The organism is Bacillus sp. 2B09 (assembly GCF_003946835.1).
GTDB lineage: Bacteria > Bacillota > Bacilli > Bacillales > Bacillaceae > Bacillus > Bacillus altitudinis.
The window spans coordinates 399,270-419,029 of record NZ_RPSG01000002.1 but is presented as its reverse complement, the minus strand read 5'-3'; the positions used below and the strand labels follow the sequence as shown (position 1 = coordinate 419,029).

The 19,760-nt window shown below is 38.3% G+C and carries 14 protein-coding genes; 5 read left to right on the top strand and 9 right to left on the bottom strand.

Translation table 11 applies throughout. The features are described 5' to 3' along the window. Positions 1-8 precede the first annotated feature (8 nt). On the bottom strand, positions 9-332 hold the full coding sequence (locus tag EBQ12_RS07070; protein WP_024719258.1) for a hypothetical protein: 324 nt from the start codon (positions 330-332) through the stop codon (positions 9-11). 182 nt (positions 333-514) lie between these two features. Between EBQ12_RS07070 and tagU the strand changes: the two genes are divergently transcribed. Beyond that, positions 515-1,435 (top strand): polyisoprenyl-teichoic acid--peptidoglycan teichoic acid transferase TagU, encoded by a 921-nt coding sequence (gene tagU / locus EBQ12_RS07065; RefSeq protein ID WP_008348305.1) that lies wholly within the window; start codon positions 515-517, stop codon positions 1,433-1,435. 33 nt (positions 1,436-1,468) lie between these two features. Here the strand turns inward: tagU and wecB are convergent, their stop codons facing one another. After that, the gene (wecB, locus tag EBQ12_RS07060) at positions 1,469-2,608 is read right to left on the bottom strand and encodes a non-hydrolyzing UDP-N-acetylglucosamine 2-epimerase (RefSeq protein ID WP_125589490.1); all 1,140 of its coding nucleotides are present in this window, start codon (positions 2,606-2,608) and stop codon (positions 1,469-1,471) included. Between the two features lie 268 nt (positions 2,609-2,876). On the opposite strand from wecB, the gene galU reads away from it, so the two are divergent. After that, a complete protein-coding gene (gene galU, locus EBQ12_RS07055) occupies positions 2,877-3,758 on the top strand; it encodes a UTP--glucose-1-phosphate uridylyltransferase GalU (protein ID WP_008343198.1) in 882 nt (293 codons plus the stop codon). Between the two features lie 26 nt (positions 3,759-3,784). Here galU and tagH read toward each other — a convergent pair whose 3' ends face one another. Both tagH and EBQ12_RS07045 read right to left on the bottom strand, forming a co-directional pair. After that, entirely contained in the window at positions 3,785-5,389 is a 1,605-nt protein-coding gene (gene tagH, locus EBQ12_RS07050; protein WP_125589488.1) for a teichoic acids export ABC transporter ATP-binding subunit TagH, read from the bottom strand. A gap of 19 nt (positions 5,390-5,408) precedes the next feature. Continuing rightward, positions 5,409-6,236 (bottom strand): ABC transporter permease, encoded by an 828-nt coding sequence (locus EBQ12_RS07045; RefSeq protein ID WP_024719261.1) that lies wholly within the window; start codon positions 6,234-6,236, stop codon positions 5,409-5,411. 291 nt (positions 6,237-6,527) lie between these two features. Between EBQ12_RS07045 and EBQ12_RS07040 the strand changes: the two genes are divergently transcribed. Continuing rightward, entirely contained in the window at positions 6,528-9,068 is a 2,541-nt protein-coding gene (locus tag EBQ12_RS07040) for a glycosyltransferase (protein WP_034647589.1), read from the top strand. 109 nt (positions 9,069-9,177) lie between these two features. On the opposite strand, the gene EBQ12_RS07035 is transcribed toward EBQ12_RS07040, so the two are convergent. The 3 genes from EBQ12_RS07035 to tagD all read right to left on the bottom strand — a co-directional run bounded on the left by EBQ12_RS07035 (position 9,178) and on the right by tagD (position 13,456). Continuing rightward, positions 9,178-11,454 carry a CDP-glycerol glycerophosphotransferase family protein gene (locus tag EBQ12_RS07035; protein ID WP_125589486.1) on the bottom strand — a complete coding sequence of 759 codons (2,277 nt, stop codon included), beginning with the start codon at positions 11,452-11,454 and terminating at the stop codon, positions 9,178-9,180. 47 nt (positions 11,455-11,501) lie between these two features. Then, positions 11,502-12,971 (bottom strand): alpha-glucosyltransferase N-terminal domain-containing protein, encoded by a 1,470-nt coding sequence (locus tag EBQ12_RS07030; protein ID WP_125589476.1) that lies wholly within the window; start codon positions 12,969-12,971, stop codon positions 11,502-11,504. Between the two features lie 95 nt (positions 12,972-13,066). Next, on the bottom strand, positions 13,067-13,456 hold the full coding sequence (tagD, locus tag EBQ12_RS07025) for a glycerol-3-phosphate cytidylyltransferase (protein WP_008343212.1): 390 nt from the start codon (positions 13,454-13,456) through the stop codon (positions 13,067-13,069). Between the two features lie 368 nt (positions 13,457-13,824). On the opposite strand from tagD, the gene EBQ12_RS07020 reads away from it, so the two are divergent. Together EBQ12_RS07020 and EBQ12_RS07015 are read left to right on the top strand one after the other, a co-directional pair. Next, the gene (locus tag EBQ12_RS07020; protein ID WP_007499915.1) at positions 13,825-14,595 is read left to right on the top strand and encodes a WecB/TagA/CpsF family glycosyltransferase; all 771 of its coding nucleotides are present in this window, start codon (positions 13,825-13,827) and stop codon (positions 14,593-14,595) included. An 11-nt stretch (positions 14,596-14,606) separates the two neighbouring features. Then, positions 14,607-15,794 carry a CDP-glycerol glycerophosphotransferase family protein gene (locus EBQ12_RS07015; protein WP_125589474.1) on the top strand — a complete coding sequence of 396 codons (1,188 nt, stop codon included), beginning with the start codon at positions 14,607-14,609 and terminating at the stop codon, positions 15,792-15,794. Positions 15,795-15,811: 17 nt separating this feature from the next. On the opposite strand, the gene EBQ12_RS07010 is transcribed toward EBQ12_RS07015, so the two are convergent. Together EBQ12_RS07010 and manA are read right to left on the bottom strand one after the other, a co-directional pair. Continuing rightward, complete coding sequence (locus EBQ12_RS07010; protein WP_125589472.1) at positions 15,812-18,442, bottom strand: glucosaminidase domain-containing protein; 2,631 nt, start codon at positions 18,440-18,442, stop codon at positions 15,812-15,814. A 318-nt stretch (positions 18,443-18,760) separates the two neighbouring features. Beyond that, on the bottom strand, positions 18,761-19,711 hold the full coding sequence (manA, locus tag EBQ12_RS07005) for a mannose-6-phosphate isomerase, class I (protein WP_007499909.1): 951 nt from the start codon (positions 19,709-19,711) through the stop codon (positions 18,761-18,763). Between the last annotated feature and the right edge of the window lie 49 nt (positions 19,712-19,760).

Sequence of the window (19,760 nt, the reverse complement as noted above, 5' to 3'; positions counted from 1 at the left end):
ATCTTTTTTTACTTCTGTTTTTCAATCTTCTGAATTTCTTTTTGTCCATTGTCATTGATAAAGTAAGAGATTTCTACTTTGTCACCTGGTTTAAATTCATTTAATACATCTTTAAAATTATCCGTAAATTCATAGCTTAAGGTCGTATTCACTTTTTTTACTTCGACTGTATGTGCATCAGCCATTCCAATAAATTCAGCTTTTTCTTCCAGCACCTGAGGAGTTGAACTGCTTGTCTTGTTTTCTCCTGAGGATTGCTCAGCCGTTCCACATGCTGTGAGCACGATACCTAGTAGTAGTATTAAGAACGGTAAAACGACGATTTTCTTCATTTTTTTCACCTCATGTCTTTGTATCGTCTTATAACTTAATATTTTAAGGTAAATTTAAGGTTTTTTGAAACCTTTTTTTTGTTACAACGTCTATATCTAGGTTCAGAGTAAAAAAATAACTTGTTTATCAAGATTCGTAAACCTATAATCATGGAAGAATGATAGAAAAGGTGAGGGACATTATGAGAGCTGAGAGAAAAAGAAAGAAAAAGAAGGTTCTTTGGATTGTTTTATCGATTATTGGCTTATTCGTATTAGCCACTGGCGGATACGCGTATCATCTTTGGAATACAGCCGCATCAACTGTCGCAGGCATTCAAGAGAACTTAAAGAAGTCAGATAAGCGTGACAAAGATGTCGATTTAAGTAAAAAAGACCCGATCTCCATTTTAGTCATGGGTGTCGATGAAAGAAAGAATGACCGAGGCCGTGCAGATACATTAATATACATGACTGTGAATCCGAAAACGAAAACAACTGAGATGGTGAGTATCCCCCGTGATACGTATACAAAAATTGTCGGAAAAGGCACAATGGATAAAATCAACCACTCCTACGCTTTCGGCGGTACACAAATGGCGGCAGATACAGTAGAGGAACTGCTTGATGTACCTGTGGATTACTTTGTGAAAGTAAATATGGAAAGTTTTAAAGACATTGTCGATACACTTGGCGGCATTACGGTGAACAGTACGTTTGCTTTCAGCTATGATGGCCATTCATTTGGTACAGGAGAGATTAACCTGAACGGTGATCAAGCCCTTGCCTATACAAGAATGAGAAAGCAAGATCCTAAAGGTGACTTCGGCCGTCAGCAAAGACAGCGACAAGTCATTGAAGGCATCATTGCAAAAGGGGCTAACATTTCCTCTATTACGAAATTCGGTGATATGTTTAAAGTCGTTGAAAATAACATGAAAACGAATATGTCCTTTGACGACATGTGGACGATGATGAATGATTATCGTGATGCAAGACAAAATGTGAAACAGCACGAGCTGAAAGGTACAGGCGCACGAATCAATAATATTTATTACTATCAGCTTGATGACAGCAGTTTAGCGAAAGTGAAGAAGGAATTGAAGGATAGTTTGGAGCAGTAAAAAAGAAGACTACAGGAATGTAGTCTTCTTTTTTTATGATTGGAATGGGGCTGGTTTTTCATCACTTAAACCAAAACGATGAAGGAGTTCTTGGACAATTCGTTTCGACGCTTGTCCATCACCATATGGGTTAGAAGCCTTCGACATGTTATCGTACTCTTGCTGGTCTTCTAACAGCTCTTTTGCCATCTGATAAATGGTTTCCTCATCCGTTCCTGCAAGCTTAAGCGTACCAGCTTTCACGCCTTCAGGACGTTCTGTTGTATCACGCAGCACTAATACTGGCTTTCCTAAAGAGGGAGCTTCCTCCTGCACACCGCCAGAATCCGTTAAAATAAAGTGCGACGCAGCAGCAAAGTTATGGAAATCAACTACTTCAAGCGGCTCAATTAAGTGCACACGATCAAGATCACTGAATTCCGTCTGAGCAGCATCACGAACAGCAGGATTTAGATGGACAGGGTATACGACTTGAACATCTTTAAATTCTTCGACAACACGGCGAATCGCTCTAAACATGTTCTTCATCGGCTGACCAAGATTTTCTCTGCGATGAGCCGTTAATAAAATCATTTTATCTGAACCGATCTTCTCTAAAATTGGGTGTTGATAGTGTTCTGTGACTGTTGTTTGCAGTGCGTCAATGGCCGTATTCCCTGTCACACAGATGGTCTCTTCTTTTTTATTTTCTACTAAAAGATTCTGCTTCGCCTCAGCAGTAGGAGCAAAATGAATGTCAGCAATAGTGCCTGTCATTTGGCGGTTCAATTCCTCAGGGAACGGTGAGTATTTATTGTGAGTTCTTAAGCCAGCTTCGACGTGGCCGACAGAAATTTGGTGATAGAACGCAGCCAAACTTCCTGCAAATGTTGTCGTTGTGTCGCCATGAACAAGCACAATATCAGGTTTTTCTTCTTGGAATAATTGATCTAGTTTCAACAATGCATTTGATGTAATTTCAGATAATGTTTGGCGCTGCTTCATGATGTTTAGATCATGGTCTGGCGTAATAGAAAACGCCTCAAGAACTTGATCTAGCATTTCTCTATGCTGAGCTGTTACAGTGACAATTGAATTTATTTGTGGATGTTTATTAAGTTCAAGGACAAGTGGAGCCATTTTGATTGCTTCAGGTCTAGTACCGAAAATAGTCATTACATTTAGTTTTTTCACTTGTTTATGCCTCTTTCCTAGTATAATACTTTCAATTATACACAATTTGGAGGATAAATTTAATGATATAAAAAAGAAATTTACATTGAATTAACGTTATCATTCACCCTCCTTTACATTTAACATATAAAATGTAAACTATCTAAAAATCATTTTTAGTGAAATCATTTGTCTTTCCTATGATTTGTAAGTTACACTTTATAAAGACGACCAAGAACTAACATTGATTATTAAATCGGTTATCTATGTAAGGAAGGTGCAAAGTTCATTGAAAAAAGTACGTAAAGCCATTATACCAGCTGCAGGTCTCGGGACACGTTTCCTCCCTGCCACAAAGGCTATGCCTAAAGAAATGCTACCAATCGTTGATAAACCAACCATTCAATATATTATTGAAGAAGCTGTTGAGTCAGGAATTGAAGACATTATTATTGTCACTGGAAAAGGGAAAAGAGCCATTGAGGATCATTTTGATTTTGCGCCAGAGCTGGAGCGTAACCTTGAAGAAAAAGGAAAAAGTGAACTTTTAGAAAAAGTGAGAAAATCCTCTAATATTGCTGATATTCATTACATCCGCCAAAAGGAACCTAAAGGACTCGGACATGCCGTTTGGTGCGCGCGCAACTTTATCGGTGATGAACCTTTTGCTGTTTTATTAGGTGATGATATTGTCCAAGCCGAAACACCTGGACTTCGCCAGCTAATGGATGAATATGAAAAAACCCTTTCATCCGTGATCGGCGTTCAGCAAGTCGCAGACAGCGATACGCATCGCTACGGGATCATTGATCCTCTTACCCAAGAAGGCCGCCGCTATCAAGTGAAAAACTTTGTTGAAAAGCCGCCGCAAGGAACCGCACCATCCAATTTAGCTATTTTAGGGCGCTACATTTTCACGCCAGAGATTTTTATGTACCTTGATCAACAGGAAATTGGTGCAGGTGGAGAAATTCAGCTGACAGACGCCATCCAAAAGCTTAATGACATCCAGCGTGTATTTGCCTATGATTTTGAAGGAAAACGATATGATGTCGGAGAGAAGCAAGGGTTCATCGAAACAACGCTAGAGTTTGCCCTACAAGATGAAGAGCTAAAGAAAAAACTCATTCCATTTATGAAACAGCTACTTGAAAAAGAAGAAGTGAATTAAAAAAAGCTGCCGGCATCGGCAGCTTTTTATTTGCTCGCTGAAACAGTCAGCGTATGCTGTTCATTATCGATAACAAATAGATGATTTTCGCCTTTTACTGCGAATTTCGTTTGTTTTTCATTCATCCAGACATTTTGTTCTGTCAGCCCAAGTGTTGAAGGAGAGATGGGCATGATCTCGTGGAACACCATCGTATTTGCCTGGCCATTTTGAATCACATAATCGGTTTTCTCAGTGGTCAGGCGCTCAATAATATCGCCTTGCTCACTTTTGATCGAGCTAAGTGTTTGCATTCTTTGCTTCAGCACAGACTCTTCTTTTCCAAGGAAAGAAAGTAAGTACTCATACGAACCCGCAGATGCGGGTGATACGTAGGAATTGAACTGTGCTGGTCCGATGGATAATGGTTTCAATTCATCTGCGTTTTGTAGCGCATCAGGTTGCACATAATATGTCTCTGATGCTATTTTGATTTGAACGGCTTTTTTATTTTTAGCCACAGCCTTTACTTCTTGTCCAAACGATAATGTGATGTCTGCCTTTTTTTTCATGGCCCTGTCTGTATAAACCGTCATTGGATCTTCCTTAACTATGGCCTGTTGATCAATCTTTTTCATATCATCAGAGGCACCTTTCGTCTCATGGTTCGTTGACTGGGGCGCCTCTGTTTTACCTGAGGGAATTGCACCAAATGTCGCCAGTGTACGCAGCGGACGATCCGAAAACATAGAAAGGGCAAGTAAGATGGTTAAAACAGCTATTATGGTGACTTGAAACGCCGGTCCGAAAAAGGAACGTCGTTTTCCAGTGTCATTATACCTCGTGACCTTCTCTGTCGTTTGTAGGCCTTTTCGACCTTCCTTCTGTTCTGATTGATATTTTTGTTTCTCTTTCTTGGAAAGCTTGTTAAACCAATCAACAAACTCCTTATACTCTTTCACAACCTTTTTCGTATCATCAAACATACGAAGTTCACCATAATGCATCCAAGCCACCCGATCACAGATTTTTTGGATTTGACTAATGGAGTGACTGACAAAAAAGATCGTCTTTCCTTGTTCTTTGAATTCGGTGATACGATCCACACATTTTTGATAGAAGGTTTGGTCTCCTACAGACAGTGCCTCATCAATAATGAGGATATCTGGATCAATATGTGCTGATATGGCAAAGCCAAGACGGGATTTCATTCCGCTTGAATAGCTCTTTACAGGCTGATCAATAAAGTCTCCAATATCCGCAAACTCTACGATTTTTTCATAAAGATCATCAATTTCTTTATTTGTCAGGCCCATCATTAAGCATTTTAAACGAATGTTGTCTTTACCGCTCAACTGATTGTTCAGCCCTGCCGCAATGGCAATTAACGAAGGCTGACCGTCCATATCAATCTCACCGCTTGTCGGTGGAATGATTTTCGCTAGAAGGTTCGACATCGTGGATTTCCCAGACCCGTTGATCCCTACAAAACCAATCGTCTCTCCCTCATAGACATCAAAAGACACATCACGAACGGCAAAGAAACCTTTTTCATTTTTATTAGGTAAAAACAGCCCTTTGATCTTGTCCGACTGTTTTTTATATAAGATGTATTGCTTGGATACGTTTCGAAACGAAACCTTTAGTTTCATCGTATAATCTCCTTACTTTTTAAAGAAAATCGACAAATTTATCCCTAAATTTCATATGCAGCAATGAACCGACTGTTAAAAGAAGCAGCGTAATCAGCCAGAAATAAAGTGTATATTTGACATCATGGAAGAACCATTCTCCCTTTAACAAACTATTTCTGAAACCATCAATAATGTAGAAAAGAGGATTCAGTCTTAAAATATCTCCTATCCATGCTTTGTCTCCAGTGAGCTTCTCTGAGATATTCCAAAAAATTGGTAACAAAAAGAAAAGTAAACGTGTCACTGATTGTAAAAGAAATTGATAGTCTCTTACGAGTACACTAATTGTTGAGTTAAACAAACTAAACGAAAACATAAATGCGATCATACATGTAAGGTAGTAAATATATTGTAGCCAATGCGCGTCAGGATATATGCCATAAGAAATAAGCACAATGAGATAGACACCCATCATGACAAAATAGCTGAATAAGTTGGACATAATGACCACAGACGGTAGCGCACTAATCGGAAAATTCATCTTCGATACCATATTAATGCGTTTAAACACACTGTTTGATCCATCAAGAATGGTTGGACTAATGAAGAACCAAGGGATTAAACCGGCAAGCATCCAGATGATAAATGGAACCTCCATGTCTCCAATGGCAATTGGCTGTCCTCCGCGAATACCCATACCAAAAACAAACCAATAAGCTAGCATCTGCATTAATGGATTTAAAAACTGCCACAAAACACCTAAATAATTCATCTGATATTTTGATTTTGTTTCATAAACAGCAAGTCGTATAATCAGCGGAAGTGAGCTGATTTGCTCTCTTAATATTGTAAACAATGCGTTCATTCTAATCTTCCTTAGATATTAGTTTTGGGATTGCCTCTTTAAAAAAATCACCGCTCATAATTGTAACAGATGTTGAGAAATATTTCACTTTTCAAATCGAATGAGTATATTAACTAGTAGGGAAATTCGATCAAAACAAACGCTGGTATATTCAGCTATTCTAGGTTACTAATTACCTTATTATATCATTGCTTTATAATTGCCATTAGAATATAATTATCAGGATAATTGCATTTCCAAAATAAATATCATTTTCCTATTATATATATTACATGAAGGGGCTTAACATTAATGAGAATCAAGCAATTCAAAAAAATTGTTACAAGAAAGATTAAATTTATTTTAAATCCACTAATTGAATTTTCCAGAGATTCACGACTTCGAATTAGAAGTAAATATACCTCCTATTTAGAGAAAAATCCGGTTAGAAGTAATTACATTCTATATGAAGCTTATCATGGAAAAAGTATTTCTGGAAATTGTTATGCAATTTTTCTAGGATTGATGAAAGATAGTACTTTTAAAGATTTACATCACGTTTGGGTCATTAATGATTTTAATGATCCAATGATTACAGAATTAAAGCAGAAAACTTCTAATATTTCCTTTGTTAAAGTTGATAGTGACGAATATCTAAAATATTTAGCAACTTCTAAATATTTAGTTAATGATACGTCATTTCCTTTTTATTTTATTAAAAGAGAAGAGCAAGTTTATATCAATACTTGGCATGGAACTCCTTTAAAAACTTTAGGGAAGGATATTAATAAAAGATCAATGTCTGGTCATAAAAATATCCAAAGAAATTTGCTTCATTGTGATTACCTTATTAGCCCGAATACTTTTACGTATGAAAAGTTGCTAAAATCAAATGATGTTTTTGGGATATTTGCCGGGAAAATTGCAAATATCGGTTATCCTAGAGTAGATTTAACATTAAACACTAGCAGTGAAAGTGTGAAAGAAAGATTAGACCTACCTTTTAATAAAAAAATTGTACTTTATGCTCCAACATGGAGAGGAACAATAGGTGCCGAAGAGGATACTTGCTATACATTGCATAGTGAAGTTGTGAAAATTCAGCAGGCACTTGGTGATAATTACTTAGTACTTTTAAAATCTCATTACTTTTCTTATAAATTTTTTAAACAGAGTGGTCTTGAACATCTTTGTGTTCCAAACTGGATTGATACAAATGAACTTTTATCAGCTATAGACATTTTGATTACAGATTATTCAAGTATCTTTTTCGATTTCCTACCTTTAAAAAGACCTGTCTTTTTCTATATGCCTGACTTAAGTGAATATGAAGCAGAGAGAGGTTTTTATTTAGATATAACAAAACTTCCAGGACCTATCTGTGAAAGTATAGTTGATTTAATTGACAGCTTAGGCCAACTAAACAGTTTAAATAACTTCAATAAACAGTTTGAAAGTCAATACAAAGAGTTTTTAGATGAATACTGCTCTTATGATGACGGAAATGCTACTGATCGACTCATTGACATAATATTTAAAGGGAAAAATCAAGATGAATTAATCAAGGTTGAAAGCAATAAACAAAAATTACTTTTTTATTGTGGGGGTTTCTACAATAATGGTATAACCGTTTCAGCGACTAATTTATTTGATCAGATTGATTACAACAAATATGAAGTTGTCGTCATTGATAACTCAAATTATCATAAGGATAAATGGATGAACATACAAAAGCTTCATCCTAATGTTCATATTATTTATAGACCAGGTTTTGTTAATAGAACATTAGTAGAAACATATAAACAGAATCTCATTTTCCGCCGTGGCATATACAATAACAAAATGTTAAAATACACTCCAGTAAACTCATATAAAAGAGAATTAAAGAGAATTATTGGTAATACGAAGTTTGATGTAGGAATAGATTTTGGAGGATATAACAAATTTTGGACTCTCCTTTTCGCATTCGGAGATTTTAAAGTCAAAAGTATTTTCCTGCATGCTGACATGATGAAAGAGTATAACAAGAAAGTGAACCACAAATATAAACATCGTGGTAACCTAAAAGTAATTTTCTCACTGTACAAGTTCTTCGATAGAATTGTTTCAGTTGCCGAATCGACTAACATAGAAAATCACTTGAATTTAAGCCCTTTTGTTCCTAATGCTTTAGAGAAAATGGTTTTTGTTAATAATGTAATCTCGCCTAACAAAGTACTTCAAATGAAAGAAAATAAAGAGATTATAGAATTTAATAATGAGAGATATTTAATTACTCATCAAAATGATAAAAACGAATCCATCGCTCTTAATTTATCTGGGATACCACTTCCTAATAAGGATTATATCAACTTTATAACTATTGGAAGATTATCCCCTGAAAAAGGACAAAAGAAATTAATATCTGCATTTTCACAATTACACAAACAATATCCAAAAGCTGTATTGTATATTGTAGGTGAAGGGCCTTTAAAAAGAGAGTTAAAGGATCACACAAAAAAATTACATCTAGAACATTGCGTGTTTTTTGTTGGACAACTCGAAAATCCATTTTCTTTACTAGATGAATGTGATTGTTTTGTCTTATCTTCAGATTATGAAGGGCAAGGCTTGGTTCTCATGGAAGCAATGATTCTAAAAAAACCAATTATAGCTACCGATGTAACTGGAGTACATTCCGTCTTAGAGGGTGGATACGGATTATTAGTTGATAATAATGAAACTGCTCTATTTAATGGTATGTCTGATTTTATCCAGAATAGTATGGAACAAAAATCCTTTGATTATGAAAAGTATAATAGCGAGGCGCTAGACCTCTTCTACAAAAATGTCTGTACAAAAACTACTAATTAACCACTTATATACAGAATAAAATTATATGTATTTAAAAACACCTTTGGATAATGGTCAAGTATTGAACTTGATACCTTCCAAAGGTGTTTTTCCATCTATAAGAAAACAATTAAAAGCGTTGCGAATTAAAAACTACTTCAACCACCCGCTTCGATGACTCCCCGCTCTCTAAGTAACAGAATTTTTCATAAAACGGTGCAAATGATTCTGGTAGTGTAAAGGTCGGCTGTTCTGTTTCTCTTACCCATTCAATCACGCGTGATGTTTCTTTTACAAGTGGCCCTGGTGCTTCTTGTTCAAAGTCAAAATAGAAGCCTCTCAGTTTGTCACGATATGTTTCGATGTCTGGTACATAGAACAGCATCGGACGTTTAAGGTTTGCATAATCAAAGAACACGGAAGAGTAATCTGTAATGAGTAGGTCAGAAATCATATAAAGGTCTCGAATGTCTTCGTAATGAGACAAGTCATAGGCAAAGCCTTCATATGGTCCGAGATCAAAGTTTTCCGCTACTAAATAGTGCATACGAAGGATGATGATATATTCTTCTCCGATTGATGCTCGTAGCTCATGCAGATCAAGGTCTAAATCAAATTTGTACTGCCCTTTTTTATAAAATTGATCGTCTCTCCATGTCGGTGCATATAAAATCAATTTTTTATCAAGCGGCAGGTTCATTTTTTGTTTGAGCGCTCTCATTGTTTCTTCATTGTTTTGATTGTGAAGGAAATCATTTCTCGGATATCCTGACTCAATCATGGTCTTTTGGAATTGGAACGCACGGGTAAAGATTTCGGTCGAGTATGCATTAGGAGAAATCAGATAATCCCAATTCGATGCTTCTTTCGTGAAATTCCTTTTGTACTTCTTCGTGTTTGTTCCAGGCATATGCACTTCGTCCATGTCCATTGCCAGTCGTTTTAATGGCGTACCGTGCCACGTTTGCAAGTATGTGGTGTGTTCTGGCTTTGGAATCCATAGTGGCAAACGGCTGTTTACGACCCAATACTCGGCTCTTGCCATTGCAAAAATCCATTTCAATGACAGACGATTGATATAGTAGATGCCCTTTTCTTTAAATGGTGCTTCATGACCTTTTTTAACACTCCAGATCAGTTTATATTCAGGGTGATTTTCTTTCATATATTCATAAATAGCACGCGGGTTACAGCTGAATTGTTTCCCATTAAAGCTCTCAAAAATAACGGTTTTCTTTTTGGCGGACAGTTTACTCGCCAGTGTAAAGGTCGTTTGGAAAGTACTTGTCACAAGGCGATTGCGAACTTTTTTAATCTTACCCACTTGCTTCTTGAATTTCTTCCACTTGCTTTTTACGTAGTACTTAGCACGTGTCTTCATGGTGTAATCATTAATTCGGATGCCTAAAGTTTGTCTTTTTTTCTTTCTGTACACTTCATATCGAATCGGTACATCGTTTCTTTTATGAATTTGAACAAGTCCCTTGAGTTTGTTTGAACGATCTCCAAGCACTAAAGAAGTTGTTGTTAACGTTTCTTCCACTCCGTTAACATCGCAAATAAACTCAAAATAGAAGCGATAGACAAACCGTTTGTTTAAGGAATAAGTTAACTCCTCTAAAGGAACTTCTGCTGAAAATTGATACAGTTGTGGTGTTTTATGGTCGTCACGATATTGAATGACTTCATCTTTTTTATGTGTCATCTTGACAGGAAAACGATGCTCAACTGGTTCCTCACCATTTTTCTTCAATAGAAGCTTTACTTCTTTGATCTGATAAGGATGCTCTGCACTTAGAACGCCTGCATACCCAGATAAGGATAGCGTGCATTCTTTGTTGAGCTCGATGTGATGGAATTTCACAACTTTGAGCTCCCGTTTGATTTTCAATGAAGCATTGCCTTTGTCTGTACGATATGGAATAACATACAACAGCGCTTCTTTATTTTCTAAAAATGTCAGCTCTGGCGTTTCAATTTCCATTTTCAAACGACGTTTATAATATGGTGTTTTTTCTTCTATTTCGGAAGTCGCGCTGGTATCCGCTTCTTTTGCGTCTTCATCCTCTTCTTCCGAATCAGAATCATAGGCTGAGTCTTCGAGCTCGTCTTCGTCCTCTTCTTTGTTTGCGCTCAGATAGTCCGTGACATATAAGTTGTATGTCTGGCCTTGCTCTAACGCAAGCGGAAGCGATGCTTCACTCAGTACCAATTTGAATAGATTCTCTTCTTGATGAACAAGCGGGAGGAATAGTTCTTGTTTTGAGACCCTTTCCCTCATAAACAGATAAAACTCTCTATCTGCTAATGGCATGTCATCGTAGATGCGAACGAGCATTTCCAATTTTTCATGATGATTTTTTAAACCTTCAACGACACTCTTCTTATGGATTCCCTCTTCAATCATTAATCGTTAATCTCCTCTGTTCAAAAATCTTACCGTTATTTGTATCATTATTTTACTTTCCAAGAATAGTTCCCCTGTTTCGTTTGATACGACCAACCATCAATTGAAGATGGTTTATTGGTAAGGAGCTCTCCCTCTACTTCTAGACGTTGCAAAACTTCTTGAAGTTCTTCTGTTTTAAAGCGGATGTAAAAATCCACAAATTTTGTTTGGTTGGTTTCGATGTTTTTCTTTGTTTGAAAATGACCAATTGGGAAACTGACTTGATCATTCTCATCAATTGTTTGAGAAATGATTTCAGCTCCATTCACTCGATCATATCCTGCAAAATCAATTTCCACATGATCCGCTTGGCTCATTTCGTCTGTCATCTTAAGCTGAAGATGAAGAACATGGTGTTCAGAGCTAAGATCATGCAGCACCCATTTCGTGCGATCCACGATCTTTCTCAGCTCATCTTTACGTATACGGTTTTCCAGCATCTGATGAAGTACTGTTTTCCAAGCTGACATTTCATCAGAAGGCACATGGTAGAAATAAGTTTGTTCTCCTAAAACCTTCTCAACATCTTCTTTATGCTTAGTATCGCCAAAGAAGACGGCATCCACTTGCTGTTTTCTTATTTGTTTGAATAATTCTCCATATTGAGAATTGATATGGTGCGGATTTTCCTCATAATGGGCTTCATGCACAAAAGCAGCATAATAAGTTGATTCCGGTTGATCTATTTTAAACAAATGGCGGTCCTGGTCCCGGTCCTCTGTGACCATCAGTTTTAACCGGTCATTTTGTAATTGAATGCTGGATAGCCATTGTTGTTTTATATCCGTCTTCTTTGTAAATGTTTGAATTCCTGTTTTTTTATACCAATTAATGTGACGGACTGGATTCTTTTTTGCATCACCAGGGTAGATGAACTCCATATAAATACTGCCATCGTCATTGATCAATTCCTCCAAGTATAGTGCACCTGTATGGGGAACAAAACTTTGTACTCTGCATAAAACGCCATGAAAATTATATTCTTCCCTTTTCACCAATTGCTTCTCTTCATTATATTGTTCAATATAACAAATGGGAGAAGAAGACCGTTTATATCTCGTCACCTGAATGGTCGATGTATCTGCTGGAATTACTGCTTCATTGATCGAATGCGATGATTCACCGACAATAAATTCCGAGTAACGTCTTTTACTTCCGCTTTCCGGTAGAATATAGTGTTCATACACATTCAAGATGTCAACCTCAGGAGAAAAAATCTCTTCCATGTGGTGAATACGTTCCTTCACATTTACATCATAATTCAAAGTTAAAATTGCAGTACGTTTATGTTGATCAACTAATGGTTTTATTCTTGCCTTTAAAGACTTCGTTAAGCTCTCATCCTGTTTTGGTACATCGCCCATAATAACGTAGTAGTCCATATCAGGCATGTCGTCCACTGATGCCATTGTTTCATGTTGTTCAGGTTGATCCAATGTATCTTCAACTTTTTTCTTCATCCAATTTTGAAACAAAGGAAGCTCTCCTTCATAATATTGTTGACTTACTCATTGTATTTTACATGAAAAAGTACTTCTTACCAAAAGATAAGAAGTACTTTTTTCATCTATTAAAGTCCAGCAATTTCTTCCTTAATTTGAGTTGTCGAGATACCTTCTGTTCTCTTCAAGTAAACGACTTCGCAATGCTCTTTCAAGAAATCGAATTTACCTTCCCAGTCATCTCCCATGACAAAGACATCAATGTCATGTTCTTGTACATCGCGGACTTTTTGATCCCAGCTGTTTTCTGGAATAACTTCGTCTACATAACGAATAGTTTCAAGAATCAGCTTTCTATGCTCGTAGCTATGATAAGCTTTTTTTGATTTTTGTAAATTAAACTCGTCTGTAGAGATGGCCACCACTAAGTAATCTCCGAGCTGCTTTGCACGCTCTAGCAGCTTAATGTGCCCCCAGTGTAATAAATCAAATGTACCGTAAGTAATAACTTTCTTCATTGCAAACATGAACTCCTTTCTTTCATCCTTATTCGTCTGCTTCAAGCAGTAATGTTATCCGTAATCCTATTATCATCGATCATTTTTTCGCTCTTCGGAACTTCATTATATCACAACGCCTATGAAAGGTTAAGAAAATGTAAAGACAAACTATTTCCAATTTATTGGGTGCAGGAGGAGAAGACCGAGAAATCAATATTTCACAAAGGATCGTCCATATGAATTAATGAAAATGTCACGAAATTTAAAGGATTGTAAAGTTATTGTTAATATTTCATGGAGCAACTGTGATAAAATGATGAGTAGGCGAAGAATGAATTTACAATGAACGTTTCATAGATAACAAAATGAAAAAGGAGGTCTGAACAATGCAAACAGAAGTGGTCTCTAACCTTTCTTATGTTAATGGTGACTTAGATGAATTTATTAGCTATATCAACCAGCATCATATTTCCCAGAGAAGAGGCGCCATGATTGCGACAGTGAATCCAGAGATCGGCTATGCTGTCATGAAGGATGATGCATATCATCAAGTGGTTTCTTCCGCGGATTATGTACTGCCGGATGGTGTAGGTGTTGTGTTGATGTCACGCATGACGCAAAGTCCATTGAAATCAAGAATTGCAGGTTTTGATGTGTTCATGTCTATGCTTGATCTCGCAAACAAGCAATCTAAAAGTATTTTTTTATATGGGGCGAAAGAAGAAGTGCTCGAGGCTGTCAAACAGCGAATTGATACGGAATATCCGAATGTGGTGATCGCAGGCAGCTGTGATGGTTATCAAGCAGATAAACGGTTTGTGGCAAAACAAATTGCTCGTTCAAAAGCAGATATGGTGTTTGTTGCTTTAGGTTATCCAAACCAAGAGAACTTTATTTATGAATACCGTCATTTGTTCCCGCAAGCTGTTTGCATCGGTTTAGGTGGAAGCTTTGATGTATTTAGCGGTACGGTGAAGCGTGCACCACGCTGGATGATTAAAACAAATACGGAATGGCTGTACAGACTCATTGTCAATCCGTGGAGATGGAAACGAATGCTGAATATCCCAAAGTACGCTTTTGCCGTATTAAAAGAAAACAAAGGGAAAAAGCGCTACTATCCTGAGCAAGTAAAAGATCAGACGAAGCAGCTGTGAGAGACTGATACATGATGAATATACGCTCAATGATCATCTCATGCTATGCAGCTTTTGTTTCTTTTGCTGGATGGCTCATGAGCGGCGTGAAACCTCGTGACAATCAGGTGACGCTGCTTGTTTCATTCCAAGAGAATGCAGCTGCTCTCATCGATACTTATCAACAACAGGCGAATATGACAATGAAGCTCACTGTCCTCTATACGAAGCATGCTTCTGTGATAGAAAAGGACGTGCCTCATGTGTCATTTCGCTATTTTCATGAAAAAAATCCCATCCATCTCATTCAATGTATCTATACGATGCTAAAAAGCAAAGTCGTCGTCACAGATAATTATTTTCTGATGACAAGTGTGCTAAGAAATAGACCTTCTACCACTTGTATTCAAGTGTGGCACGCCAATGGTGCTTTAAAAAAGTTCGGTCTTGAAGATGCTTCAAATCATCACCGTAGTTCTCGTGATCTGCAGCGTTTCAAGCGGGTCTATGCGTCTTTCGATTATATCGTTACTGGCTCAGATCACATGCGCGAGATTTTCAAAACTTCATTTGGCGTCAACGACGATCGTTTTTTGCCAACAGGTGTACCCTTCACAGATGCGTACTATGATGAGCGCCCTATTTCCTTTCAGACGGATATTTTTCCAAAAGGCAAAAAAGTGCTGCTGTATGCGCCGACCTACCGGGACTTTGCAATGGACGGTCTTGTCTTACCTTTTTCTAAAGAACAATTGCAGAGTGAGCTGAAGGGCGACTATATTCTGCTCGTCAAACTTCACCCTGCGGTGAAACATTTAGCCAAAGCAGAAACAGATGGTGAGTGGATCTTTGATGTATCCGATCAGCCGCTCTTTCCATTGCTCTCTGTATGCGATGTCCTGATTACAGATTATTCGTCCATTGTGTTTGAATATGCGCTGCTCCGAAAGCCTGTTTTGTTCTTCACTTACGATCTAGAGACTTATCGCACAAAACGCGGCTTAGTCGAACGTTATGAAGACATCATTCCAGGAAAGGCTTGCGTCACTCAAGATATGCTCTTAACGGAGCTTAAGCAGCTAAACGAATCAGCCAATCAAGACTTATTGAAAACCTTTGCTGAGGAGTGGAACCAATATTCAAAAGGAGAATCAAGTCAGCAGCTTCTTTCCTTTATTGAACATCAGCTCTTACACAAAAAACGTCCGGCTTCTCATTAAGAAGCACGGACGTTTTTTTATTTGTTATACACGGGGATATCATAATACAGCGTATAGTTATCAAGTAAGTTATACAAACTATACATACGAGTGACCTGTTTAGAAGCCCAGCCAATATCTGTTGCATATTGGTGAGTGGCTGTCGCAGACCAGCGCATTTTGTAAATGGTATCTTGTTTGTATGTGGCATTATTGATGTAGCTGTTGCCAATGAATTTTGCCCCGCCAATAATGGCTGCCTCTGGTGTGAACCATTGCTGTTCATACGCATATTTTGCTCCGAGATAATTCGGATTGCTGTCATATGCGCCTATACCATACATGTTATATACTTTTTTCCCATTAAACATCGTACCATTCGCTAAAATGGAATTTCCGTTACCTGTTTCAAGCAGTGCATGAGAAATGAGATAAATTTCGTTAATATGATACGTTTTCGCTGCTGTGATAAAGGCTTGTCCTTTTCCGGCAAGAATGCCTTTCCCTGCTAAAATCTTCGTATTCACTTCAGTCGGGTTGAGATTTGCAGCTTCAGAGAGTTTGAGAAATTGAAAATAAGATTGAGTGCCCTCTGTGATATTCGCTGGGTCTACATATTTTAATACTTCTGCTGAACTCGCATTTCTCCAGCCGAGGCTGATCTTGATCCAGTTGCCTTCTTTTCCAAGTTGTTTCACTTTTGTCCCTTTGTTCAGCTGTGCGACGATGTTGCTTGCCGAACTTGAATCAGGTGTAGAACGTACATTTAACCCGTCTGTATTCACTATGGACGTCGCTGCGTCTACATATGTCGCATAGACATATGCTGCACCATCTGTCTGCGGCGACACCTTCATTTGTTTGTTTACCATCTCATTGACTGTGAGGTTATAATTCGTCTGCATCACCATTGGACCGTTTTTGATTTTTGTCGCTGTGGCTGTCCAGCCGTATTGGCTTTTCACAAAAGCAATGGCCGCATTCGCATTTGGTAACCCTGTAAACTGCTGTGTGATGTTGATTTTATATATCGGTTTTGTCGTTGTTGTATAAGCAGCTGGTTCATTTCGTTTTTTGAAGAATGTCATGCCTTGATCTCTTAAGGCAGCAGTCGAAATGACCCCTGTTTTGATTTGATATTGACCATAATCAGTTGCTCCCGTTTTTTGAGCGGCTGCTTTCATTTTTTGTTTCGTTAAATAACTTAAGGCTTGATTCAGCTTTGTCTGATTCACAGTTGCCTCTGTCGTAATACGGTATTGCTTAACAGCTTCTGTTAATGTTTTTGTACTGCTGGCAACTCCATTTTTTTTCATGATCTCTTGTGCCTGCTTCACTTTGCTTTGATCATATACAGGAGTTGTCATTAGGCTGTATGCTTTACTGACGGCTTGCCCCTTGCCTGTTGTGATGCTGCTTGTCACCTTTTGTGTTTTTAAGTATGCAGCACCTTTATTTACTTTTGTCTGATCCGTTGCTTGATTCACAACAAGTCGATACGTGCTGTCAGATGCTTTGCCTGTTTTTTTCGTTGTGGCGGATACTTTTTTCTTTTGGAAAAATGCCGTTGCTTTTTTCGCTTGATCATCGCCCAAAAGATTCCCAGTCACTACTTGATATGGCTGTGTAGAGGAGATCTTTTTAGATGTATAGCGCCATTTCTTTTTCTTGAAAAAAGCAACTGTTTTTGCGTAAGTTGTGTCATTTAATTGATTGAGCTTTACGATATAATTTTTCGTTTTCCCTACTCGCTGCACAGTACCTGACGCACCAGCTTGTTTTTTGATCTGAGCCGCCGCTGAGGCTGCTTGCTTATTGTCTTTGAAATAGCCTGATTCCATGGTATATACATTTTTAACAGCTCCAGCCTTCTGAATCTTTCCGCTAATTTTCGCTTCTTTTTGCAGCTGGGTCAGAAGGGTTTGCGCTTTAGACTGATTCGTTTGTGCAGCAGATGTGACGATGTAATACGGTTTGCCTGCTGCTACCGTTTGGAGTACTGCTTTTAAACCAGATTCCTTTTGAAAACCTTGCAGGATGGTATTTGCCTTACTCTGTCCAACCATATTGCCTGAGATCAGCTGATACACGGTGCCAGCTTTGTTTTCGGTTTGATATGTACTAGTGACTCCGGCCTGTTTTTGTAGTTCGGTTTGAATATTTTTGACTTTCGTTTCAGAATCAATGGCTCCTGATATGACCTGATATGATGGTCTGCTTTGATTGATAGCTTCATACGTGCTATTGAGTCCTGATGTTTTCGTCAGCTCGAGCGTCAGTTTTTTCGCCTGACTTTCATCGTTGATTGGATCAGATACGATTTTCTGTAAAGGAAGGCGGTCACCTACTGGAGACACCGTACTGCTCATGCCTAACTCTTTTTTTAATGCAGCGGCACTTGCACTCGCTGCTGCTTGTGAGTCATATCCTGAGGCAGTTAGCTGATAGGTCGATGTATTTCCTGACGTTTGATAAGTGGCTGTCCACTTCTTATCCTTTTTCAACGTGTCAACCGCTTTTTTCACTTCTGCTTCTGTTGTAAATACTTTTGAGGTGCTAATCGTATAAATGGATTGATCGACATAGGAGGCTGCTTGCGCTTCTTTGCCTGTGTGTAATGTCATACCAAAGGCAGCTGCGAGTAACATAATCTTGATGGTTTTTTTCACGGTCCCTGTCCCTCTCTTAACTTTGCATAATAGTCTACTAATCTCTTTATCGACAAAAACAAGTCTCTTTCAAGTCCTTTATGCAATAGAAAAAAAGAGGACTCCCGAAGTCCTCTCAAAATTGACAAAGGGGTAAAATGACTTTATTTTACCCCTTTGTCTTCTTTTCAGCGTGATAGAAAACCTTTGCAGCTCTAGGAAGGACGAGTACTGGCGCGGAGCGAATTTGACATTCGTGAGCACCGGCACGCAGGACTGACACCGAATGCGAGGGTTTGTCTACATGCTGAGAGGGCTCCCTCGAAGTCCTCTTTACCTTTATATATGTGACACAATCAGTTCACAAGATCCTTCAATGGTGAAGTTCCCTGTTTCAGCAGGCAGGATAAAATGGGCTCCTTTTGGTAGCGGATATGTATGTCCATTATGCTCTAAGGACCCTTCCCCATTAATAACGCTGCACAGCAAAAACGGATAATCTTGCGATAGCTCTACTTTTTGATCAATTTCCCATTTATACACAGAAAAATATTCTGCTTCTACAAATGTTCTAATGGTCACCCCTGGACGAGTTTCTACTGATTCATCAGCATAACCGTCTACATGAGGAACCGTTGTGACATCAATGGCCTGCGTGAAGTGAAGTTCACGTTCATGGCCATTTTGGTCTTTTCGTTCATAATCATACACCCGATAGGTCGTATCTGAACTTTGCTGCGTTTCGAGAACCAGTGTGCCTTCACAAAGCGCATGAATGGTACCGCTTGGCACATAATAAAAATCGCCCGGCTTAATTTTCACTCGACGCAAAAGGCCTTCCCAATCTCCGCTGTTCATCATGGTCACAAGCTCAGTTCTCGTCCGTGCATTATGACCGTAGATCATTTCTGCGCCTTCTTTGCAGTCAATGATATACCAGCACTCTGTTTTCCCAAGCTCGCCATTTTCATGTCTTTCCGCATAATCATCATCTGGATGAACTTGAACGGATAAGTCTTGGTTTGCATCTAAAATTTTTGTTAAGAGCGGGAAGCGATCGCCTTCTATTCCCCCAAACAATTCTCTGTGATTGTCCCATAGTTCGATCAGCGTTTTCCCTTTATATGGACCATCTTGCACGACACTTGGTCCGTTTGGATGAGCAGAAATTGCCCAGCATTCTCCCGTTTGATCAGAAGGAATATCATAGCCAAATTGATCCCTTAAGGCTGTACCTCCCCATATTCTCTCCTTCAATTCAGGCAGTAAAAAAATTGGTGACTGCTTCATTCAGGATGACTCCTCCCTTTGCTACCCTTTGATAATCCTTGACTAGCAT